At 64.8% G+C, this 21233-nt stretch carries 19 protein-coding genes; 11 read left to right on the top strand and 8 right to left on the bottom strand.

The window, feature by feature from the left end; genetic code table 11:
- Positions 1–100: 100 nt before the first annotated feature.
- A complete protein-coding gene (locus AC07O2_RS21550; RefSeq protein WP_495234327.1) occupies positions 101–793 on the top strand; it encodes a class I SAM-dependent methyltransferase in 693 nt (230 codons plus the stop codon).
- A gap of 5 nt (positions 794–798) precedes the next feature.
- Here the strand turns inward: AC07O2_RS21550 and AC07O2_RS21545 are convergent, their stop codons facing one another.
- Positions 799–1476: a GntR family transcriptional regulator gene (locus tag AC07O2_RS21545; protein ID WP_495234326.1), complete on the bottom strand. Its 678-nt coding sequence runs from the start codon at positions 1474–1476 to the stop codon at positions 799–801.
- A gap of 244 nt (positions 1477–1720) precedes the next feature.
- Between AC07O2_RS21545 and AC07O2_RS21540 the strand changes: the two genes are divergently transcribed.
- The 6 genes from AC07O2_RS21540 to AC07O2_RS21515 are packed head-to-tail and all read left to right on the top strand — an operon-like array spanning position 1721 to position 8246.
- A complete protein-coding gene (locus tag AC07O2_RS21540; RefSeq protein WP_495234325.1) occupies positions 1721–2461 on the top strand; it encodes a DUF969 domain-containing protein in 741 nt (246 codons plus the stop codon).
- Between the two features lie 2 nt (positions 2462–2463).
- Positions 2464–3420 (top strand): DUF979 domain-containing protein, encoded by a 957-nt coding sequence (locus AC07O2_RS21535; RefSeq protein ID WP_495234324.1) that lies wholly within the window; start codon positions 2464–2466, stop codon positions 3418–3420.
- Positions 3421–3432: 12 nt separating this feature from the next.
- Positions 3433–4113: a pyroglutamyl-peptidase I gene (pcp, locus tag AC07O2_RS21530; RefSeq protein ID WP_495234323.1), complete on the top strand. Its 681-nt coding sequence runs from the start codon at positions 3433–3435 to the stop codon at positions 4111–4113.
- 22 nt (positions 4114–4135) lie between these two features.
- Positions 4136–4897: a LamB/YcsF family protein gene (locus AC07O2_RS21525; protein WP_495234331.1), complete on the top strand. Its 762-nt coding sequence runs from the start codon at positions 4136–4138 to the stop codon at positions 4895–4897.
- Positions 4897–6504: a 5-oxoprolinase subunit PxpB gene (gene pxpB / locus AC07O2_RS21520; RefSeq protein WP_495234322.1), complete on the top strand. Its 1608-nt coding sequence runs from the start codon at positions 4897–4899 to the stop codon at positions 6502–6504. Before AC07O2_RS21525 ends, pxpB begins: the two co-directional genes overlap by 1 nt.
- A gap of 2 nt (positions 6505–6506) precedes the next feature.
- Positions 6507–8246, top strand: a complete 1740-nt coding sequence (locus AC07O2_RS21515) for an acetyl/propionyl/methylcrotonyl-CoA carboxylase subunit alpha (protein WP_495234321.1) — start codon at positions 6507–6509, stop codon at positions 8244–8246.
- Between the two features lie 16 nt (positions 8247–8262).
- Here AC07O2_RS21515 and AC07O2_RS21510 read toward each other — a convergent pair whose 3' ends face one another.
- Complete coding sequence (locus tag AC07O2_RS21510) at positions 8263–9165, bottom strand: LysR family transcriptional regulator (RefSeq protein WP_495234320.1); 903 nt, start codon at positions 9163–9165, stop codon at positions 8263–8265.
- 104 nt (positions 9166–9269) lie between these two features.
- On the opposite strand from AC07O2_RS21510, the gene AC07O2_RS21505 reads away from it, so the two are divergent.
- From AC07O2_RS21505 to AC07O2_RS21495, 3 genes are all read left to right on the top strand, one after another.
- Positions 9270–10133, top strand: a complete 864-nt coding sequence (locus tag AC07O2_RS21505) for an MBL fold metallo-hydrolase (protein WP_495234319.1) — start codon at positions 9270–9272, stop codon at positions 10131–10133.
- 14 nt (positions 10134–10147) lie between these two features.
- Positions 10148–10762 (top strand): DsbA family protein, encoded by a 615-nt coding sequence (locus AC07O2_RS21500; RefSeq protein WP_495234318.1) that lies wholly within the window; start codon positions 10148–10150, stop codon positions 10760–10762.
- Positions 10763–10870: 108 nt separating this feature from the next.
- Complete coding sequence (locus tag AC07O2_RS21495; RefSeq protein ID WP_495234317.1) at positions 10871–11809, top strand: class I SAM-dependent methyltransferase; 939 nt, start codon at positions 10871–10873, stop codon at positions 11807–11809.
- On the opposite strand, the gene AC07O2_RS21490 is transcribed toward AC07O2_RS21495, so the two are convergent.
- Entirely contained in the window at positions 11806–12306 is a 501-nt protein-coding gene (locus tag AC07O2_RS21490) for an EVE domain-containing protein (protein WP_495234316.1), read from the bottom strand. The genes AC07O2_RS21495 and AC07O2_RS21490 overlap by 4 nt on opposite strands.
- Positions 12307–12499: 193 nt before the next feature.
- Complete coding sequence (locus AC07O2_RS21485) at positions 12500–13408, bottom strand: Tim44 domain-containing protein (protein WP_495234315.1); 909 nt, start codon at positions 13406–13408, stop codon at positions 12500–12502.
- A 382-nt stretch (positions 13409–13790) separates the two neighbouring features.
- On the opposite strand from AC07O2_RS21485, the gene AC07O2_RS21480 reads away from it, so the two are divergent.
- On the top strand, positions 13791–16730 hold the full coding sequence (locus AC07O2_RS21480) for an EAL domain-containing protein (RefSeq protein ID WP_495234314.1): 2940 nt from the start codon (positions 13791–13793) through the stop codon (positions 16728–16730).
- Positions 16731–16968: 238 nt separating this feature from the next.
- Here the strand turns inward: AC07O2_RS21480 and AC07O2_RS21475 are convergent, their stop codons facing one another.
- From AC07O2_RS21475 to AC07O2_RS21460, 4 genes are read right to left on the bottom strand one after another with little or no spacing between them, the layout of a single operon-like run.
- Positions 16969–18321 carry an LLM class flavin-dependent oxidoreductase gene (locus AC07O2_RS21475; protein WP_495234313.1) on the bottom strand — a complete coding sequence of 451 codons (1353 nt, stop codon included), beginning with the start codon at positions 18319–18321 and terminating at the stop codon, positions 16969–16971.
- Between the two features lie 32 nt (positions 18322–18353).
- Positions 18354–19202 (bottom strand): ABC transporter permease, encoded by an 849-nt coding sequence (locus AC07O2_RS21470; protein WP_495234312.1) that lies wholly within the window; start codon positions 19200–19202, stop codon positions 18354–18356.
- A complete protein-coding gene (locus AC07O2_RS21465) occupies positions 19195–20067 on the bottom strand; it encodes an ABC transporter ATP-binding protein (RefSeq protein ID WP_495234311.1) in 873 nt (290 codons plus the stop codon). Before AC07O2_RS21465 ends, AC07O2_RS21470 begins: the two co-directional genes overlap by 8 nt.
- The gene (locus tag AC07O2_RS21460; RefSeq protein ID WP_495234310.1) at positions 20064–21077 is read right to left on the bottom strand and encodes an ABC transporter substrate-binding protein; all 1014 of its coding nucleotides are present in this window, start codon (positions 21075–21077) and stop codon (positions 20064–20066) included. Before AC07O2_RS21460 ends, AC07O2_RS21465 begins: the two co-directional genes overlap by 4 nt.
- Between the last annotated feature and the right edge of the window lie 156 nt (positions 21078–21233).

Below are 21233 nucleotides of genomic sequence, written 5' to 3'. Positions count from 1 at the left end.
TGGAATACGGCGTTGTGGCAGCCTTGTTCCCAACCACCCGCGCACGCGCTCCTGATGCCGCTACTTTGGCATCCCTGGCAACTCGCTCACGAAAGTCGATATGCCGGGCTACGCGCTCAAGCAAGAATCCATCCCTGTCCTGGGCGTTGCGGCGCTGCAAATTCGCAGCCTGCTGGACCGCCAGCAATTCAGCGACCCGCAAGGCCAGGCCTTGGCGGTGGGCATTTCCTCGGGCAACTGGCCGCTGTTCGGGCTTGTCTGGCCCTCGGGTCTGCAGCTGGCCACGGCTGTGGCACTGCGCCCTGTAGGCGTGGATGAGAGCATTCTGGAGATTGGCTGCGGCCTGGCGCTGGCCAGCATGGTCTGCCACCGGCGCGGCGCGCTGGTGACGGCCAGCGACTGCCATCCGCTGGCGGGTGCCTTTTTGCTGGAGAACCTGCGCCTCAACGGGCTGGCGCCCATGCGTTACTGCCACGGCGACTGGTCCCACGTGCCCCAGCAGTTGCCCGGACAAGACCTGGCGCCCACGGTGCAGGGGCGCTTCGATCTGATCATGGGCAGTGACGTGTTGTATGAGCGCGATGACGGCGGTGCCTTGCCCCTTTTTATCGAGCGCCACGCCATGCCGGTGAGTGAGGTGCTGATCGTGGACCCGGAGCGCGGCAACCGTGCGGCCTTTACGCGGCGCTTGCAGCAGCTGGGCTATGTGCTGGAAGAAACCCTGCTGCGTGACGAGGCGGTGGAGCAGGCGCCGGAGTACCGTGGGCGGCTGCTGCGCTACCGCCGCTACTGAGGTACCTACTTCAGCGTGCTGCCGTCCGAGATGCGCCGCGCATACACGGCCAGCACGATGCGCTCGGAATGCACCAGGTAGTCGTTCAGCGCCGTGGCGGCTTCCTGCAGCTTGCCAGCTTCAAACAGCTGCAGGATGTTCAGGTTCATCTCTACATAAGGCATGTGCAGGAACTCGGGGTCGTTGAGCAGGCCGAAGGCCAGGCGCAGCTCGGCCAGCACGTGGGAGAACATCACGTTCAGGCGTTCGCTGTCGGCCAGCTCGACGATGGCCATGTGGAATTCCATATTCGCCGTGCCCACGCCTTGCCAGTTGCCGGCATCGCGGTGGCGCTGGGCGGTTTCCACAGCTTCGCGCAGATGCTTTTTGGCGGGGTGGCGCGGGTAGGCCTGGGCCAGGGCCTGGCATTCGATCAGCCGGCGCACACGGTAGATGTCGATGATGGACGCAATGCTAGGGATGGCCACGAACACGCCGCGGTTGGGCTCGTGCTTGAGCAGGCCCTCCTTGGTTAGCAGGCGGAACACCTCGCGCAAGGTGTTGCGCGATATCTCCAGGCTTTCGCTTAAAGCGGCCTCCGACAGGCGCTGGCCGGGTGAAAACTCGCCTTGCACGATCTTCTGGCGGATCAGCTCGGCCATGCGGTCATTCAGGGTCTGGGTGCTGGCTGGTTCGGATTTCATGGCCCGATGGTAGCGGTGATGGCGCTCCATGGTTCGACCATTCGAGGGTTTCCATGGATATGTTGTGCACTACTGTTGGGCAATAATAAATTAATTGTTCAACAATTTGTATGTATGTGCTGCACGATAGTGCATTATTTGTTCATTCATATGGCATGCAAGTTGCGTTGTTCCAAGGGCTGGCGCGGTGTGGCGAAGGTGGCTGCAGCGCGCTGTGTGTAGGTGAACTCAATCAAGGATGCATATGCAAAGTGTTGTGAATCTATGGCCGCTCATCGGGGTGGCCATCATCATCGCGGGCTTTGTCCTGCGGTTTAACCCCATGCTGGTCGTGATCGTCACGGCCATGGGCACGGCGCTCGCCGCCGGCTTCTCCCCCGACAAAATCCTGGCCACCATAGGCACGGGCTTCATCAAGACGCGCAACCTGCCGCTGATCATCCTGCTGCCGCTGGCGGTGATCGGCCTGCTGGAGCGCCACGGCCTGCGCCAGCATGCACAGAGCTGGATCAGCAGCATCCAGTCGGCCACGGCCGGCCGCCTGCTGATCGTCTACCTGGCGGCACGCCAGTTGACGGCCGCCATCGGCCTGACCAGCCTGGGTGGCCACCCGCAGATGGTGCGGCCGCTGCTGGCCCCCATGGCCGAAGGTGCGACCGAGGCCCGTTACGGCCCGCTGCCCGAGCGCATCCGCCACAAGCTGCGCGCCTTTTCGGCGGCGACGGACAACGTGGGCCTGTTCTTTGGTGAAGACATTTTTGTGGCCTTCGGCGCCATCGTGCTGATGAGCACCTTCCTGCATGAAGCCGGTATTGACGTGGAGCCGCTGCACATTGCGTTCTGGGGCATCCCCACCGCAGCCTGTGCCTTTTTGATCCATGCTTGGCGGCTGTACCGCCTGGATGGCGTGCTGGCCCGTGAGCTGAAGGCCGAGGGCATCAGCCCTCTGAACGCCAAAGTCGCCACTGCAGCCAAGGGAGCGTGAACATGATTATTTCCATCCAATACCTGTATTACCTGGTGGGCGCCGTGCTGGCGATCACCGCGCTGTCTACCCTGGCAGACGCCAGCAATCCCAAGCGCTACAGCAGCGGCTTGTTCTGGGGGCTGTATGCGCTGGTCTTCCTGGTGGGCGACTTGCTGCCACCGCTGTGGGTGGGCGTGGGCGCCGTGGTGATGGCGCTGATCGCGGGCTTTGGCGGTGTGGGTGCCGGCAAGCATGCGGCCCGCAGCCCAGCCGAGTACGTGGCCAGCGCCAAGCGCCTGGGCAACAAGCTGTTTGCGCCGGCCTTGGCGATTCCGCTGGTGACCATGGTGGGCACGTTGTCGGCCAAGCATTTGTCGGTAGGCGGCGTGCCTCTGCTGGACCCGAAAAACACCACCCTGGTGAGCCTGGGCGTGGGCTGCGTGCTGTCGCTGGCCCTGGCCTGCTGGCTGACCCGCGAGACGCCGGCCCAGGGCCTGCGCGAGTCGCGCCGCCTGACCGATGCGCTCGGCTGGGCCCTGGTGCTGCCGCAGATGCTGGGCATGCTGGGCCTGGTGTTTTCCGATGCCGGCGTGGGCAAGGCCGTGGCCTACGTGACCACCACCTACATCAATATGGACATCCGCTTTGTGGCGGTGGCGGTCTACGTGATTGGCATGGCGCTGTTCACCGTCATCATGGGCAACGGCTTTGCCGCCTTCCCGGTGATGACCGGCGGCGTGGGCGTGCCGGTGCTGGTGGGCGTGTACCACGGCGACCCGGCGGTGATGGCGGCAGTCGGCATGTTGTCGGGCTACTGCGGTACCTTGCTGACGCCCATGGCGGCCAACTTTAACATCGTGCCCGCTGCGCTGCTGGAATTGCCGGACAAAAATGCCGTCATCCGCGCCCAGGTGCCCACGGCCCTGACTCTGCTGGTGGTGAACGTGTTTTTGCTCAATTTCCTGATGTTCCGCTGAGAAAGCCCTGCCATGCCCCATAACCCAATTGATCCAGCTGTAAACGTGCTGCTCACCGGCTTTGAGCCCTTTGAGCAGGACCCGCTGAACCCGTCCTGGGAAGTGGCGCGTGCGCTGGACGGCTGGCAGCACGCGGGTGCTACGGTGCGCTCCGTGCAGCTGCCCTGTGTGTTTGGCGATGCCATCACGCGGCTGGACCAGGCTCTGCAGCAATGGCAGCCCACGTTGGTGCTCTGTCTGGGCCTGGCCGGTGGCCGCGTTGCGCTGACGCCCGAGCGCGTGGCCATCAATGTGGACGATGCGCGCATCGCTGACAACGCGGGCCGCCAGCCGGTGGACATGCCGGTGGTGGCGGGCGGGCCGGCGGCCTATTTTTCAACCCTGCCCATCAAGGCCATGGTGCGCGACATGCTGGCCCAGGGTGTGCCAGCGGCGGTGTCCAACACCGCGGGCACCTTTGTCTGCAACCATATTTTTTATGCGCTGATGCACCGTTTGGCGCAGGCTGGCGAGAGTGGGGTAGGGGCCCGCGGCGGCTTCATGCACGTACCCAGCTTGCCCGCGCTGGCGGCCTTGCACCCCGGCATGCCCAGCATGGCGCTGGAAACCCAGGTGCGCGGCGTGCGGCAGGCCATACAGACCGCACTGGCCGTGCATGAGGATGTGCGTGAAACCGGCGGCCAGCTGCATTGACGCTACTTACGAGACCACGATGATGAAAATAGACCTGAATAGCGACCTGGGCGAGAGCCTGGGCGCATGGAGCATGGGCGACGACGCCGCCATGCTGGAAATCGTCAGCAGCGCCAACGTGGCCTGCGGCTTCCACGCCGGTGACCCGGCCGGCATATTGGCCACGCTGCGCGCCGCCGCCGCACGCGGTGTGGTGGTGGGCGCCCATGTGGCCTACCCGGACCTGCAAGGCTTTGGCCGCCGCAATATGGACGTGGCCAGCGCCGATCTGGTGGCCGATGTGGTCTACCAGATCGGCGCGCTGCAAGGACTGGCCGCAGCGGCAGGCACCACGGTGCGCTACGTCAAGCCACATGGTGCGCTGTACAACACCATCGCCCAGGACGCGCGCCAGGCCAAGGACGTGATCAACGCCATCCTGGCTATCGACCCCAGTCTGGTGCTGGTGGCGCTGGCCGGTGCCCCCCTGGTGCAGTGGGCGCGCGACGCCGGCCTGCGCGTGGTGGCCGAAGCCTTTGCCGACCGCGCCTACACACCGGCCGGTGCGCTGGTGTCGCGTCGCGAAAAGGGCGCTGTGCTGCACGACCCCGAAGTCATCGCCCAGCGCATGGCGCGCCTGGTGCGCGAGGGCGTGGTCGAGGCCATCGACGGCAGCCTGGTGCGCATAGAGGCCGATTCCATCTGCGTGCACGGCGACAGCCCGGATGCGGTAGCCATCGCCCGCCAGCTGCGCACGCGCTTCGAGCAGGACGGCATCACGATCACCTCGTTTGTGGCCCTGTGATGCGCTTTCTGCCCGTCAACCTGGATGCGCTGCTGGTAGAGCTGGACGACCTGGACCAGACCCTGGCCCTGCTGGCCACGCTGCAGCGCGAGCCTTTGCCCGGCGTGGAAGAGCTGGTGCCCGCCGCGCGAACTATTCTTTTGCGCTTTCGTCCCTCGGCTACCAGCGCAGCAAAGCTGGTGCAGAGCATCGCCGGCCGCGACATCTCGCAGCGCGCCGAGCGCAGCAGCACCCTGGTCGAAATCCCTGTGCAGTACGACGGTGAAGACCTGGCCGAGGTTGCGCAGATGCTGGGCACCACGCCCGAGGAAGTGGTGCGCCGCCACACGGGCAGCGAGTACACCGTGGCCTTCACCGGCTTCGCGCCCGGCTTTGCCTACCTCAGCGGCGGCCACCCCAGCCTGGACGTGCCACGCCGCAGCACGCCGCGCACCCGCATTCCCGCCGGTGCCGTGGGCCTGGCGGGAGCTTTTAGCGGCGTGTATCCGCAGGCCAGCCCCGGTGGTTGGCAGATCATTGGCGTGACACCGGTGGCAATGTGGGACCTGGCCCGCGCCCAGCCGGCGCTGCTGCAGCCCGGCTACCGTGTGCGCTTCGTTGATATTGCTACACAAATAGGAGCTGCTGGCGCAGGTAGTACCTGCGCTGGAGCCCTAAAAGACTTAGAGCCTTCTCGGCGTACCCGTGAAAGTTTGGCCCCAGGCCAAGCTGCCCTGTTGGTGCGCGCCACGGGCTTGCTCACCTTGTTCCAGGACCTGGGTCGACACGGCCAGGCAGGGCAGGGCGTGTCCGCCTCCGGCGCCATGGACCCTACGGCGCTCAAGGCCGCCAACCGCCTGGTCGGCAATGCCAGCAACGCCGCTGCGCTGGAGACCGTGGGCGGTGGCCTGCAGTTGCAAAGCCAGGGCGAGAACGTAGTGGCCGTCACCGGTGCCGATGCGCCTCTGACGGTGACCACCGCTGCGGGCAGCCGCTGGTCTGTGCCGCGCTACCAAGCCGTGGCCTTGGCCGATGGTGACATCCTGGCCGTGGGCCAGCCCGAGGCCGGCGCGCGCTGTTATCTAGCGGTGCGCGGTGGTTTTGACGAAGCGCTGGTGATGGGCAGTTGCGCCACCGACACCCTGGCCAACGTCGGCCCAGCGCCGCTGGCTGCTGGCGAGCTGCTGGGCGTACGCCCAGCTCCGGCCAGCATGGTGGTGGGCGCCTTTGAACTACCGCCCGAGGACCTGCCCACGCTGCAGCAAGAGGTGGTGCTGGACGTGGTCATGGGCCCGCGCACCGACTGGTTTAGCGCCGCAGCGGTAGAGCGCCTGGCGGCCCAGCGCTGGCAGGTCACCGTCCAGTCGAATCGCGTAGGCCTGCGCCTGGCCGGCGAAGTGCCGCTGGACCGCGCCAGCACCGGCGAGTTGCCCAGCGAGGGCACGGCCTTGGGCGCCTTGCAGGTGCCTCCTAGCGGCCAACCCGTGCTGTTCCTGGCCGACCACCCGCTGACCGGCGGCTACCCGGTGATCGCCTGCGTGGCGCCGTACCACCTGGACCGCGCAGGGCAGATCCCCGTGGGGGCCTGGCTGCGCTTTAACCCCATCCGAACATTTGCAGAGTTGTGAATATGAAAAAAGTCCTGATCGCGAACCGAGGCGAAATCGCCGTCCGTATCGCCCGCGCCTGTGCCGACTACGGTGTGCAGTCCGTGGCCGTCTACGCCAATGCCGACATCGACGCGCTGCACGCACGCATGGCCGACGAGGCCTATGGCCTGGACGGCGACCGCCCGGCCGACACCTACCTGAACATGGCCAAGCTGCTGGAGGTGGCGCGCAAGAGCGGTGCCGACGCGGTGCACCCCGGCTACGGCTTCCTGTCCGAGAACCAGGCTTTTGCCCAGGCGGTGATCGACGCGGGCCTGGCCTGGATCGGCCCCTCGCCCAGCACCATCGCCCAGCTGGGCGACAAGGTGCAGGCCCGCAAGATCGCACTCAAGGTCGGCGCGCCCCTGGTGGTCGGCACGCCCGACCCGGTGAAAGACGCCAGCGAGGTGCTGGCCTTTGCCGAGCAGCATGGCCTGCCCATCATCATCAAGGCGGCCTTTGGCGGCGGCGGCCGTGGCATGAAGATCGCCTGGCGCATGGACGAGGTGGCCGAGCTGTTCGAGTCCGCCGTGCGCGAGGCCGTCACCGCCTTCGGCCGTGGCGAATGCTTTGTCGAGCAGTTTCTGGACAAGCCCCGCCATATCGAGGCCCAGGTGCTGGCCGACACCCACGGCAACGTGGTGGTGCTGGGCACGCGCGACTGCTCGCTGCAGCGGCGCAATCAGAAGCTGGTGGAGGAGGCGCCCGCGCCCTTCCTGAGCGATGCGCAGCGCGAGCGCATCCACAGCTCGGCGCGCGACATCTGCGCTGCGGCGGGTTATGTGAGTGCCGGCACGGTGGAGTTTTTGCTGAGCCAAAGCGGTGCCATTTCCTTCCTGGAGGTGAATACCCGTCTGCAGGTGGAGCACCCGGTCACCGAGCAGACCACCGGTGTGGACCTGGTGGTGGAGCAGCTGCGCGTGGCCGATGGCCTACCGCTGTCCATCACGCAGACGCCGGCGCCGCTGGGCCATTCCATCGAGTTCCGCATCAACGCCGAAGACGTGGGCCGGGGCTTCTTGCCCACGCCCGGCCCGGTGCTGCGCTTCGACCCGCCGTCCGGCCCCGGCGTGCGGCTGGACACGGGCGTGTTGGCTGGCTCGGTGGTGCCAGGCACCTTCGATTCGCTGATGGCCAAGCTGATCGTCACCGGCGCCACCCGCGAGCAGACGCTGGCCCGCGCCCGCCGTGCGCTGCGCGAGTTCAAGATCGAAGGCGTGGCCTCGGTGCTGCCGTTCCACCGCGCGGTGATTACGCACCCGGACTTTGTCGGTGCCGATGGCTTCAAGGTGCATACGCGCTGGATCGAGTCTGACTTCGTCGCACCGCTGGCCGAGGCCATCCAGGCCCAGGCACGCGCCGAACCCCAGCCCGATAGCAGCCTGCTGCGCACCGCCATCGAGATCGACGGCCGCCGCGTGCTGCTGGGCCTGCCGGCCGTGCTGCTGCAGGGTTTGGCGAATGCCTCTGGCAGCGCAGTGCAGACTGCCACGCCCGAGGCGGCGGTGGACGCCAGCGCCGTCAGCTCGCCCATTGCCGGCAATCTGCAGGCCTGGAAGGTGGGCGAGGGCGACGCGGTGCAGGAGGGCGATGTGATCGCCGTCATGGAAGCCATGAAGATGGAGATGCAGGTCACGGCCCACCGCAGCGGCCGCATCACGCTGGCGGCGCAGGCGGGCACGCTGCAAGCGCTGGGCGCAGTGATCGCGCAGATCGCCTAAAACCTGCTCCGGCGGCTTAGGCGGCGAGCGCCCACGGGGCAATCTTGAAGTGCGCCACCAGGTGGTCCACCAGGGCCCGCACGGCGGGCGACAGATGGCGGCGCGAGGGGTACAGGGCGTACACCGTCATCGTCGGCACCTGCCAGTCGGGTAGCACCTGCACCAGCGCACCGCTGCGCAGATAGCTGTTGACCAGGTAGCTGGGCTGCAGGGCAATGCCCGCGCCCGCCAGCGCGGCCTGTAGCAGCACGGTGGCCTCGTTGGCGCTAAATGGGCTGTTTACGCGCACCTCCACCACCTCGTCGTTGCGTGACAGCTTCCACAGGCTTTTGCCCACGGTGGCATGGCTCAGGCAGCGTTGTTGCGCCAGCTCCCCGGGGTGCTGCGGCATGCCGTGTGCTTGGATGTACTGCGACGAGGCCACCAGCACCGATTCGCAAGCTACCAGCGGGCGGCCGATCAGCATGGGGTCGGGCTCGCTGCTGATGCGTATGGCCAGGTCGATGCGCGCCTCCACCAGGTTCAGGGTGCTATCGCCCACCTGCAGGTCCACCGAGAGCAGGGGGTGTACGGCCAGGAACTCGGTGATGGCGGCCGCCAGGTGGGCGTGGCCGAAGGACATGCTGGCGGTCAGCCGCAGCTGCCCGCGCAGGGTGTCACTGCCGCTGGCGGTTTCTTCTTCCACCGCGCTGGCCAGCTCCAGCATTTGCTGGCTGCGGCGCAGGGCCTGTTCGCCGGCGTCGGTCAGCGTCACGCGGCGTGTGGTGCGCTGCAGCAGCCGCGCCTGCAGCCAGTTCTCCATCTCGGTGACATAGCGCGTCACCATGGCGCGGGACATGTCGAGCTTGTCGGCGGTGGCGCTGAAGCTGCCGCTGGTGGCGACTTCGGCAAACACACGCATGGCGGTAATGCGGTCCATATTGGGTCGATTTGTGCAACAGTAATGCGTAGTTTATGGGGTTTATTGGTTTGAATGGTGAAACTAAACTGCCTTTCATCGCAACACCTACCCAGGAAACCACCATGCTCCGTACTTCTCTTGTCGCCGCCACCATCACCGTCGTTACCGGCGCAGCTTCTGCCGCCCAGCCTTTGCAGCTGCGCGTCTACAACGCCGATGGCAATAGCTTCAACGTCAACTCCACCCTGGTCTACGGCGAGAAGGAAGCCATGGTGATCGACGCTGGCTTTACCCGCGCCGACGCGCTGCGCATCGCCGCCAATGTGCTGGACAGCGGCAAGCAACTGAAGACGATCTACGTCAGCCAGGCCGACCCCGACTACTACTTCGGCGTGGAAGCGCTGAAGGAGATATTCCCCCAGGCTGATGTGGTGACCACGCCGGCCGTGCTGGCCAAGCTGAGCGCCAAGCATGCCGGCAAGGTGGTCTTCTGGGGCCCCAAGATGGGCGCCAACGCCCCGCGTACGCCCGTACTGCCCCATGCCATCGATGGCAACAGCTTGACGGTGGACGGCGAGAAGGTGGAGATCCGTGGCACCACGGGCGCGCTGGCACACCGTCCTTACGCCTGGATTCCGTCCATCAAGGCGGTGGTGGGCAATATCGGCGTGTTCGGCAATCTGCATGTGTGGACGGCAGACACGCAAACCGTGGCCGAGCGCAGCGCCTGGCTGGCCCAGCTGGACGAGATGGCCGCGCTGCAGCCGGCCATCGTCGTGCCCGGCCATATGCAGGCGGGTACGCCCATCGATGCCAGCAGCATCGGCTATACCAAGACCTATTTGCAGACCTTCGAGAAGAACCTGGCCAGCAGCAAGAACAGCGCTGAGCTGATAGACGCCATGAACAAGGCCTTCCCTGCAGTGGGTGGTGCCATGGTGCTGGACATTGGTGCGAAGGTGAACAAGGGCGAAATGAAATGGTAAGCCTTCGCTATCTTATGGACCCCTTGTGCGGCTGGTGCTACGGCGCGGCCCCCGCCTTGCAAAAGCTGCGCAACGCGCCGGGTGTGCAGCTGGAGATCGCCCCCACGGGCTTGTTTGCCGGGGCGGGTAGCCGCGCCATGGACGCCGACTTTGCCGCCTACGCCTGGAGCAACGACGAACGCATAGAACGCCTGACGGGCCAGCGCTTCACCCCGCTCTACCGCAGCCAGGTGCTGGGCAAGCACGGCCAGCGTTTCGACTCCGGCCCCGCCACCCTGGCGTTGACCGCCGTGCAGCGCACCGCGCCAGAGCGGGAGTTCGACGCGCTGCGTGCAATCCAGGAGGCCCGCTACGTGGATGGCCTGGACACCACGTCCGTGGCGGTCTTGGCCGAGCTGTTGCGCGGCCTGCGGCTGGATGCGGCCGTTGAGCAGTTGTTGCAGGCGGATGCAGCATTGACTGCTGCCAACCGCGAGCGCATGGCCGACGCCCAGCGCGATATGCAGCAACTGGGTGCCCAGGGCGTGCCCAACCTGGTGCTTGTGAATGCCCAAGGCCGGCACCTGGTACGCGGCAATGCCTTGTACGGCAGCCTGGATAGCTTGCTGGCGCAACTCCAAGCATCCTGAACCAGTAGATCAGGGTGCTACGGAAAAAGTAGCTGGCCGCGCAGATGAAACCAGGGCTGCGCGGCTTTTTCTTTTACCATCGGCGTTTGATTTTCCAGACGCCAAGCCATGCAAGCCTTGCTCGACACCATCGCCACGATGGTCCTGCCCACCGACGCCCAGCGCATCTTCCACGGTCGGGGTGGCCTGTATCCAGGCTGCGAACATTGGGCGCTGGACGCCTTTCCTCCGGTCTTGCTCTTGACCAGCTTCCAGCCCGCCAGTGACGACGAGCTGGCCGCCATCGGCGCCGCGCTGGAGGCCCGCTGGCAGCAGCTGGCGCCGGGCGAGCCGTTGAACTGGGTCTACCAATGCCGGTTTGACGGCCGTTCGGAGGCCCGCCTGATGGCAGGCGTTGTACCCGACCCGCATGTGGTGACGGAGCAGGGCGCACGCTACCGTGTGCATGTGCTCAAGGGCCAGAACCACGGCCTGTTTCTCGACATGGCCGAGGGCCGGCGCTGGGTGCGCGAGCATGTCGCCGGCCGCGCCAACTTCCGCGTGCTGAACCTGTTCGCTTACACCTGCGCGTTCTCGGTAGTGGCATTGCAGGCGGGGGCCAAACATGTGCTCAACGTGGACATGGGCCACGGCGCCATTGCCACGGGGCAGCAAAACCACCAGCGCAACGGTTTGACCACCGGCGCCAGTTTTCTGCCGCACGATATCTTCACCACCTGGGGCAAGATCAACCGCGGCGGCGCCTACGACCTGATCATCGTGGATCCGCCCAGCTACCAAAAAGGCAGCTTTGTCGCCACCAAGGATTACGCCCGCCTGATGCGCCGCCTGCCCGACCTGCTGATGCCCGGCGGCCACGCGCTCTTGTGCCTGAATGCACCCGAGCTGGGCGTCGCATTTCTACAGGACCAGATGGCTGAACTGGCACCCGAGCTGACCTTTGTCGAGCGCGTAGCGAACCCGGCGGTGTTCGCCGACGTGTCGGAGGATCGGGCCTTGAAGGTGCTGGTGTACCGGGCGCCCGATAAGGCGGTTGTTCCTGGCTAGGCCAGCAGCCGCTGCGTAATCACATCCCATTCGCCCGGCTCCACCGGCGTGATCGACAGCCGGTTGCCCCGCTGCAGCACCCGCATCTCGGCCAGCGCCGGCTGTTCGCGCAGTTCGGCCAAACCCAGCACCCGCGTCTTGCGCAGGGCCTGCACATCCAGCAGTAGCCAGCGGGGTTTGTCGGGGGTGGACTTGGGGTCGCAGTAGGGTGAGGCCGGGTCGAACTGGGTGGGGTCTACGCGTGTGCCGGAGGCCACGCGGGCGATGCCGGCGATTCCCGGTTCAGCGCAGCTGGAGTGGTAGAACAGCACGCCGTCGCCGACCCGCATGTCGTCGCGCATGAAGTTGCGGGCCTGGTAATTGCGCACGCCGGTCCAGGGGACGGTGGCGCTTGGGGCGGCCAGCGCGTCGTCGATGGAACACTCTTCGGGTTCGGACTTCATCAGCCAATAGCGGGGAGCACGGGGAGCGCGGGGGGAGAGGGTGGGGGCGGTCATGGCGCCATTTTTGCAAAAATTTGGCTGCGACACGGGCTGTCGGGGCTTTCTGCTGCTTGCTTCTATTTTGATAGCTGCTAGCGCTGGTAAATACTGCGCTAGGGGCTGATTTCTTGTGCGTTGTCATGTGCCGTCCAAAGTAAAAGGCCCCGGTGCTTGTACACCGGAGCCTTTCACGGGCAGCGCAGAGCGCTTAGCTTTGCTGGATGCCGGACAGAATCCAACCGCCCGCGCCTTGCAGGGGCTTGGTCAGGTGCCAGATTTCGTCAAAGGCTTCGGGCGTGCCGCCGTCTTCGCGGATCTGGCCGATGAAGCGTACGCTGACCACGTACTGGCCGTTTTCTTCGGCGACTTCCAGTACCTCGCCATCGACATTCACCACATCGGTCTGCTGTTTGGCGGCGCCGCGGTCGGACTGGTCCATCTTCAGCTCGGCAAACATTTCCGGCGTGGTGAACTGGCGGATGTCTTCCAGATTGCCGGCGTCATTGGCGGCCTGCAGGCGGATGAAGTTGACCTTGGCATTGCGCACAAAACCGACCACATCAAAGTCCGCAGGAATGCGCGGCTTGGCCGCCAGGTTGGCACCAATGCTGGAGCCGCCGGGCATGGACATCTTGTAGGCCGGAGCTGCGGGGCTCAGGTCTGCCGGAGCGCCTGCCGTGGCGTATTGCATGCCGCCTATGCGCGCTGCCGAGGGTTGCTGGCGTGCTGCAGCGCGTTTGCGCATGAAGAAGCCCACGGCCGCCATGATGGCGGCAGCCAGCAGACCGAACATCAGCATGGATGCGAGTTCGCTACCAAAACCCAAGGACGATGCCAGTGCGGCCAGGCCCAAGCCCGCGGCCAGACCGGCCAGCGGGCCCATCCAGGAGCGCTTGGGGGCTGCAGCCGCAGCTGCGGCGCCGGGAGCGGCCGCTGCGGCCGAGTTGGCCGCGGGCGTTTGTGCCGGCGTGGCGGTGGGCGATTTATCGGGTGTGGCCTGGCGCTGCATGCCCAGGGATTTGCCCGCGCCCATGCGCTTGGCCGCTTCCGCGTCTACAGCGATGGTGGACAGGCCTAGGGCCATGACCACGGCCATTAGGGAGAGTATCTTTTTCATGGGTTGTGCTCCTTGGGTATCAAGTTGATGTGCTTTGCATAGTAGGTCTGTGAATGCTTCTGAAAAAGCAGATTAATAAGAAGTATTTATTCTGTAAAAACTGAATGTTGGCTGCGGCGATGATGGGCTGCTGCGCAGATGGCACGCCAAGGCGAGCATCGTGCACAGCGATTACGCGAGCGGAGCCGAGAAAATAAACCTCAGAATTCAGGCTTAAACATGCCGCTGGCGTAGATTTATGATGGGTTTGTTGCTATGAATATGATGGCTAAACAGAAGGCTTGCCAGTGGTGGCTATCTGCTGTGCGCTGAAGTAATCTATGGCATCAAATTTTTAGAACCTTCCTCTGCCCGAATCCAGCCTGTATCTGGTCCATCCCACTTGACTGCTCCATTCGTCACCACTAGCCCAGCGACGCCGCCCAACTGGACCCGCGCGCCAGACCAAGATACCGAAGACAACCCCTGGAAAGTCGCCTTGGAGGGCTCGGGTGTAGGGGTATGGGAGTGGGATCTGGTGAACGACACGCAGACCCATTCGCGGCGCTGGGAGGAAATCCTGGGCTATAGCGGCGGCGAGGTGCAGGGCGGCTACGCCAACTTTGTGCACATGGTGCATCCTGACGATCTGGCGCTGATGCAGAGTGCGGTCCACGCCTATCTGGACGGTACCGCGCCCGATTACATCACGCAGCTGCGCATGCGCCACAAGGATGGGCACTGGGTCTGGATACTGTCGCATGGCCTGATCGTCAGCCGGGATGCGCAGGGCAGGCCGCTGCGCATGATTGGCACCCATACCGATATCAGCGCCCACAAGCAGTCCGAGGAGCAGCTGCTGGGTTTGAATGCGCGGCTGCTGGAGCAGTCCCGGCTGCTGCAGACCACCATGGCCAGTATCAGCCAAGGGTTGTTTGTGTTCGATGCGGATCGGCGCCTGATCTTGTTCAACCCCAGGGTGTGCGAGCTGCTGGACCTGCCGGAGAGCTTTCTGGCCACCCACCCGACGCTGGAGCAGGTCAACCAGTTTCAAACGGCACGCGGTGATTTCGGCCCCGAGGGGGGCTGGGTGGAAAGCCATGCGCGCAGCTATGTGCTGAGCGGTGGCAAATCTGCGATTCCAGGGCACTATCTGCGCGTGACGCATACCGGGCGCACCTTGGAGGTCAAAAGCCAGCAGTTATCCGATGGCGGCGTGGTACGCACCTTTGCCGATGTGTCGGACTATGTGCAGGCGCAGACTGCGCGTAAGCGCCTGGACCGGTTGCTGACCGCCATGCAGTCGCTTGCGCAAGTGGGCGGCTGGGAGGTGGACCTGCTGACCAACCGGGTGTTCTGGACCGAGGGCATGTACCGCATTTTTCAGACCACACCGGAGGAGTACACGCCCAGCACGCGGATGGAGTCCTTAGAGCGGGTGTTTACACCGGCTTCCATCGCCAAGATATGGGCTTCGTATGCCGATACGCAGCACCAGCCTGATTCGCACGACTATGAGTTGGAAGCCGTTACCTTCCGGGGCGAGCGCATCTGGGTGCATGCAGTGGGAACTTCAGTCAGAGAGGACGGCCGGCTGGTGTCACGCACTTTGGTGCTGCAGAACATTACGGAGCGCAAGCAGACGCAGTTGGCCTTGCAGGACGCTGAGAACCGCTGGAAGCTGGCTTTGGAAAGTACCGGCGACGGTGTCTGGGATTGGGATATCCAGAGCGGGGTCGAGCATTTCTCCAAACGCCTGGTGGAAATGTATGGTTTCCAGGAAGGCGAGATTCCCAATATGGCTGCGGAGCTGGATAGCCGCACCCATCCGGATGATGTTGCGCAGATGGCGCTGGACCGCGATGCCCATTTCCAGGGGCACACCGCGATCTACCACAACGAGCACCGCATACGGTGCAAGGACGGCAGCTGGAAGTGGGTACTGAGCCGGGGCATGCTGATCAACCGCGATACCGATGGGCGGCCGCTGCGCATGATCGGTACCCATACCGACATCACCGACCGCAAATCCGCCGAGGCCTTGGTGCGCCAGCAGGCATTTTTTGACACGCTTACCGGTCTGCCCAACCGGCGCATGCTGCGTGACCGGCTGGAGCAGGAGATCAAGCGTTGCAAGCGCGACGCGCAGCAACTGGCCATCCTGTTCATTGATCTGGACCACTTCAAGGAGGTCAACGACACCCTGGGCCACGGCAATGGCGACCTGCTGTTGGTGCAAGCGGCGCAGCGTATCCAGGACTGCGTGCGGGAAGCCGATACGGTGGCCCGTATGGGTGGCGACGAGTTCACCGTGATCCTGACTGAGGTCAGCGATGCCCCCCGGCTGGAGCCCACGCTGCAAAAAATTCTGCGGGCGGTGGACAAGGTGTTCCAGCTGGGCAACGAGCAGGTGTTTGTGTCTGCCAGCATCGGCATCACGCTGTATCCGACCGATGCGCGTGATATTGACGACCTGCTGAAGAACGCCGATCAGGCGCTGTATGTGGCCAAGGGGGCAGGGCGTAACCGGTTCAGCTTTTTCACCCCCGCCTTGCAGGAGGCGGCGCAAACCCGGGTGCGCCTGGCCCACGACCTGCGCGCCGGCCTGCAGGATCAGCAGTTTCGTTTGGTCTACCAGCCGATTGTGGAGCTGGCCACCGGTGCGGTGCACAAGGCCGAGGCGTTGATACGCTGGCAGCACCCGCTGCGCGGCCTGGTCAGCCCGGCAGAGTTCATACCGATTGCCGAGTCCAGCGGTTTGATCGTGGACATCGGTGAATGGGTGTTCCAGCAGGCAGCCCTGCAGGTGCAGGCCTGGCGCCGCAGCGTGCACCCCGACTTCCAGATCAGCGTGAACAAGTCCCCTGCACAGTTCCACCACGACGGCAGCGGCAAACAGGCCTGGGCCCAGCAGCTGCAGGCGCTGGGTTTGCCCGGCTCAAGCATTGTGGTGGAAATCACCGAAGGCCTGCTGCTGGATGCCAACCCCCGCGTGACCGGGCATCTGCTGGAGCTGGGCGAGGCGGGCATCCAGGTATCGCTGGACGACTTTGGTACGGGCTATTCGTCGCTGTCGTACCTGCAGAAGTTTGACATCGACCTCATCAAGATCGACCAGTCGTTTGTGCGCCACCTGCGTCCTGCGTCCACCGAGCTGGCGCTGTGCAAGGCCATGATCGTGATGGCCCACGAGTTGGGCATGCAGGTGGTGGCCGAGGGCGTGGAAACCGCGCAGCAGTGCGACCTGCTGGCGGCCGCCGGTTGCGACTATGCCCAGGGCTATCTGTTCTCCCGGCCCCTGGCTAGCCTGGAGTTTGAGTCTTTTGTAGCCGGTCGCCACTGAGTTTTATTGAGAAAACAGCCTGATTAGCTACATGCCTCAGATGGCAACCTCGCACATTAAAGCCCCCGTTCGCCCTGAGCTTGTCGAAGGGCCTGCTAATGGAGCCCTTCGACAAGCTCAGGGCGAACGGTTGTGGTGGTACGTCTGAGGTAGGTATCTAATCAGGGAAAATAGGGCTCTAACGCAGGTATTTCCTGTGCTAGTAGCTATGGATACTATAGCGTTGCAGTTGGCGTGATCAAGCCGTTTTGCGGGCTTGCACGCTGAACTGGTTGACTGGTCGCTCCAGTCCCAGGTTTTCGCGCAGCGTCGTGCCTTCGTATGCGGTGCGGAACAGGCCACGGCGCTGCAGCTCGGGAATCACCAGGTCCACAAAGTCGTCCAGCGACTCGGGTAGCACCGGCGGCATCACATTGAAACCATCGGCCGCGCCGTTTTCAAACCAGCTTTGCATCTTGTCGGCAATCGATTCCGGCGTACCCACCACCACCCAGTGGCCGCGCGCGCCGGCCAGGTATTCGTAGAGCTGGCGCACGGTGAGCTTGTCGCGCCGGGCCAGCTCCAGCACCACATGGGCGCGGCTGTTGCGGCCCAGCGGCGGCTGCGGGATGTAGGGCGGCGGGGCGTCCAGGTTCCACTTCGAAAGGTCTTCACCGGGCCAGAAAGGTGCCAGGGTGCTAAGGCCTACCGAGGGATGGATCAGCTTCTGCAGTTCGGCCCATTTGGCCTCGGCCTCGGCCTGGGTGCGGCCGACCACCGGCGAGATGCCAGGCAGCACCAGCAGCTGCTCGGGCCGCCGACCGTATTTGGCGAGCCGGCCTTTCACATCGCTGTAGAAGGCCTGGGCTTCGGCCAGGCTGGTCCAGGCGGTGAAGATGGCTTCGGCGCTGGCGGCGGCCAGCTCCTTGCCGGGCTCGGACGAGCCGGCCTGCACGATCACCGGGTAGCCCTGCGGCGGGCGCTCGATGTTCAGCGGGCCCTTGACCTTCAGGTGTTTGCCCGCATGGTTCAGCGTGTGCAGCTTGGCTGGGTCGAAGTACACGCCGCTGGCCGCATCGCGGCTGAAGGCATCGTCTTCAAAGCTGTCCCACAGGCCTTTGACCACGTCCACATACTCCTGTGCGCGCTCGTAGCGGGTTTCGGGATCGGGGTGTTTGTCCAGGCCGAAATTGCCGTAGACGTTTTCGGCGCTGGTGGTCACCACGTTCCAGGCTGCGCGGCCTTTGCTCAGGTGGTCCAGCGAGGCGAATTTGCGCGCCAGCAAATACGGGTCCTCGTAGGTGGTGGAGGCCGTGGCGACAAAGCCGATGTGCTGGGTCACGGCCGACAGCGCGGCCCACAGCGTCACCGGTTCGAAGTGCGACACCCGGCCCTGGCGGCTGAAGGCCTCGTCGTCACCCTCGAACCACAGGCCGGGGCTGTCGGCCACGAAGACCTGGTCGAACAGGCCGCGTTCTGCCGTCTTGGCGACCTCGATGTAGTGGTCGATGTTGACGCCCGAATCGATCTGCGCGCCCGGGTGCCGCCAGGCAGCGATGTGGTGGCCGGTGGCCATGATGAAGGCGCCCAGGCGCAGTTTGCGTTGAGTCATATGTGCTTTCTGAAGTGGATGTGGTCAGGTGCTTAGGCGCTCAGCGGTGCTGGTTTCCAGGCGGTGAGGCGGCGTTCCAGCAGCTCTAGCGCGAAGTTCCAGGCCACCCCGATGGCGGTGATGGCGATGATTCCGAAGTACATGTCGGGGATCAGAAAGCTGTACTGCGCGTAGATGATCAGAAAGCCCAGGCCCGACTTGGCGCCGACCATTTCGGCGGCCACCAGCACCAGGATGGCGGTGGCACTGGCCAGGCGGATGCCGACAAAAATCGTCGGCACCGAGGCCGGCAGGATCACCTTCAGGAACAGCTGGCGCGGGCTGGCGCCCATGGTGCGCGCCGACTTGATCAGCAGCGGGTCGACCTGTTTCACCGCCGAGATGGTGTTCAGCAGCAGTGGCCAGGAGCAGGCATACACCACCATCGCCACTTTGGACACCTCGCCTATGCCCAGCAGCAGGATGAACACCGGCAGCAGGGCCAGCGGCGCGGTATTGCGCAGCAGCTCGATCATCGGGTTCACAAACTGGCCCAGGCGCCGGTACCAGCCGATCGCCAGCCCGAGCGGCACGCTGTAGAGCACGGCCAGCGCAAAGCCGCCGAGGGCGCGCGCCAGGCTCGCCGAGGCATGCTGCCAGAGCTGACCGTTCAACGCCAGGGCCCAACCGGCGGCCAGCACCTCGCTCAGCGGTGGCAGAAAGGTGGAGTCGGTCAGCGCCAGGCGCGGCGCCAGTTCCCACAGCAGGGCCAGCGCCAGGACCAGAGCCGAGCGCCAGAGCGCGCTGCGGGTGTGCTGGTAGATGCGGTAAAGGCGCGCCCAGCGCGGCGCCTGGGGCAAGGCCAGCGGCGGGTGGCCGGCGGCGAGGCTGAGTTCAGACATGGAGGCTTTCCTTTAACGTGGGTAGCGTGGGTAGCATGGGTAGGGCTGCGATGCGGGCGCGGCGCTGCTGCCGGGCGGCGGCCACTTCGTCGTGCAGCAGCGACCAGATTGCGTGGCGCAGTTCGCCAAACAGTGGCAGAGAACGCACGTCCTGCGTGTCGGCGCGCAGTGCGTCCGGGATGTCCACAATCTGCTTGATACGGCCGGGCCGGGAGGTCATCACCGCCACGCGCTGGCCCAGCACCACCGCCTCGTCGATGCCGTGGGTGATGAACACAATGGTCTTGCCGGTGCGCTGCCATATGTCCACCAGCTCCTCCTGCAGGGTCTCGCGGGTCTGTGCGTCCAGCGCGGCAAAGGGCTCGTCCATCAGCAGCACCTGGGGCTCATAAGCCAGGCTGCGGGCAATCGCCACTCGCTGCTTCATGCCGCCCGACAGCTCGTGCGGGTAGCGGTTGGCAAACGCGCTCAGGCCCACCAGGTCCAGGTAGCTGGCGGCCTTGGCGCGGCGCTCGCGCAGGCCAACGCCGGCTATCTCCAGGCCAAAGGCCACGTTGTCCAGCGCCGTGAGCCAGGGGAATAGCGCGTACTGCTGGAATACCACACCGCGGTCACGCGCTGGGCCGGTGATGGCTTTGCCGTCCAGCAGCACGCGGCCGCTGGTGGGCAAGGTCAGGCCGGCCAGCAGGTCCAGCAGCGTAGATTTGCCGCAGCCGCTGGGCCCCACCAACACCAGGAATTCGCCGGCCCGCACCTCCAGCGAAACGTCGTCCAGGGCCACAAAGCGTTGCTCCGGGCCACCATCGTCAGCGCGCACGGTGAATTCCTTGCGCACATGCTCAAAGCGGATATTGCCGGCGCTCATTTTGCGGCTACCTTGGCGCCGGTGGCGTAGGGGTTGTAGGCATTGGTGTACAGGTCGGCGGGCTTGATCTGGCCGGGCTTGATGACCTCTTCCTTCACCAGCCAGTCGATCCAGACTTGCAGCTCCTTGTCTTGCACCACGCCGCCAATGGACGGCACGCCGGTGCTCTTCCAGTACTGGATGGCGTCGGCGCTTTCGGCGCGGCCGCGGGCCTTGATGATCTTCTCGAACGTGGCGCGCACTTCGGCCGGCGGCGTCTTGCGCGCCCATTCGATGGAGCGGGCCAGTGCGCTTATCAGGTGCTTGGAGGCCTTGGGGTTTTGCTCCAGGAACTTGTTGCGCATCACCAGCGAGCCGGCGGTGAAGTTGCCGAACAGTTCCTGGTCGGTAAACAGCGGGCGGATGCCGCCGCGCTCCAGTGCCTTGTCGCGCAGAATGCCGCCCAGCGTGGTGACGTCCACATGGTTCTGCCGCAGCGCCTGCTCGCCAGTAACCGGCGGCGTGATCACCAGGGTGACTTGTTTTGCGTCCTCATCGTTGAGCTTGTTGCGCTCCAGGTATTCGCGCACCATGAACTCGTGGTGGGCGCCCAGGGTGTTGACCGCCACTTTCTTGCCCAGCAGGTCGCGGGCGGTCTTGATCGGGCTGTCGGTCTTCACGTAATAGCCGGTCCAGGTGTTGTCGTCCACGCCGTAGTAGCCGAGCACGGCTTTCACCGGCGCCTTCTTGGCCAGCAGCTTGACCAGCGCGCCATTGAAGGCGCCACCGATATCGATGTCGCCGGTGACCACGGCCTGCACGTCCTGCGGGCCGCTGATGGTGTTGCCCACCCACTTGGCTTTCAGCGGCGCTAGATAGCCCAGACTTTCGGCCAGTTCAATCCAGACCACCTGGCCGGCCGAGCCCTGGTAGCGGATGTCGGTGACTTCCAGGGCCTCTTGCGCCAGGGCCTGGGCCGACAGCCCGAAGGCCACTGCCATGGCGGTGAATAGCTTGAAAACGGTTCGCATGCATGTCCCTTGGGAGTTGTCGTGAAGTTGCAGCGTAGATTGGCAAGGCCTACGCAACAACGAAGGAAATTGCGCATGCATATGCGCATCTGTGCGGTGTAGATGCACATGCGAATTCCGTGCTTTGGTTTCGGCACCGGGCTTCCTAGCATGGAC

The sequence above is a fragment of the Rhodoferax sp. GW821-FHT10B06 genome (genome assembly GCF_059415605.1).
The sequence above is the reverse complement of the archived record's forward strand: the minus strand, read 5'-3'. Positions and strand labels throughout refer to the sequence as shown.

Bases quoted from the DNA above. Each gene is read 5' to 3' on its own strand.
- AC07O2_RS21550 (WP_495234327.1), top strand. From the start codon at position 101: ATGCCGGGCTACGCGCTCAAGCAAGAATCCATCCCTGTCCTGGGCGTT.
- AC07O2_RS21545 (WP_495234326.1), bottom strand. From the start codon at position 1,476: ATGAAATCCGAACCAGCCAGCACCCAGACCCTGAATGACCGCATGGCC.
- AC07O2_RS21540 (WP_495234325.1), top strand. From the start codon at position 1,721: ATGCAAAGTGTTGTGAATCTATGGCCGCTCATCGGGGTGGCCATCATC.
- AC07O2_RS21535 (WP_495234324.1), top strand. From the start codon at position 2,464: ATGATTATTTCCATCCAATACCTGTATTACCTGGTGGGCGCCGTGCTG.
- pcp (WP_495234323.1), top strand. From the start codon at position 3,433: ATGCCCCATAACCCAATTGATCCAGCTGTAAACGTGCTGCTCACCGGC.
- AC07O2_RS21525 (WP_495234331.1), top strand. From the start codon at position 4,136: ATGAAAATAGACCTGAATAGCGACCTGGGCGAGAGCCTGGGCGCATGG.
- pxpB (WP_495234322.1), top strand. From the start codon at position 4,897: ATGCGCTTTCTGCCCGTCAACCTGGATGCGCTGCTGGTAGAGCTGGAC.
- AC07O2_RS21515 (WP_495234321.1), top strand. From the start codon at position 6,507: ATGAAAAAAGTCCTGATCGCGAACCGAGGCGAAATCGCCGTCCGTATC.
- AC07O2_RS21510 (WP_495234320.1), bottom strand. From the start codon at position 9,165: ATGGACCGCATTACCGCCATGCGTGTGTTTGCCGAAGTCGCCACCAGC.
- AC07O2_RS21505 (WP_495234319.1), top strand. From the start codon at position 9,270: ATGCTCCGTACTTCTCTTGTCGCCGCCACCATCACCGTCGTTACCGGC.
- AC07O2_RS21500 (WP_495234318.1), top strand. From the start codon at position 10,148: ATGGACCCCTTGTGCGGCTGGTGCTACGGCGCGGCCCCCGCCTTGCAA.
- AC07O2_RS21495 (WP_495234317.1), top strand. From the start codon at position 10,871: ATGCAAGCCTTGCTCGACACCATCGCCACGATGGTCCTGCCCACCGAC.
- AC07O2_RS21490 (WP_495234316.1), bottom strand. From the start codon at position 12,306: ATGACCGCCCCCACCCTCTCCCCCCGCGCTCCCCGTGCTCCCCGCTAT.
- AC07O2_RS21485 (WP_495234315.1), bottom strand. From the start codon at position 13,408: ATGAAAAAGATACTCTCCCTAATGGCCGTGGTCATGGCCCTAGGCCTG.
- AC07O2_RS21475 (WP_495234313.1), bottom strand. From the start codon at position 18,321: ATGACTCAACGCAAACTGCGCCTGGGCGCCTTCATCATGGCCACCGGC.
- AC07O2_RS21470 (WP_495234312.1), bottom strand. From the start codon at position 19,202: ATGTCTGAACTCAGCCTCGCCGCCGGCCACCCGCCGCTGGCCTTGCCC.
- AC07O2_RS21465 (WP_495234311.1), bottom strand. From the start codon at position 20,067: ATGAGCGCCGGCAATATCCGCTTTGAGCATGTGCGCAAGGAATTCACC.
- AC07O2_RS21460 (WP_495234310.1), bottom strand. From the start codon at position 21,077: ATGCGAACCGTTTTCAAGCTATTCACCGCCATGGCAGTGGCCTTCGGG.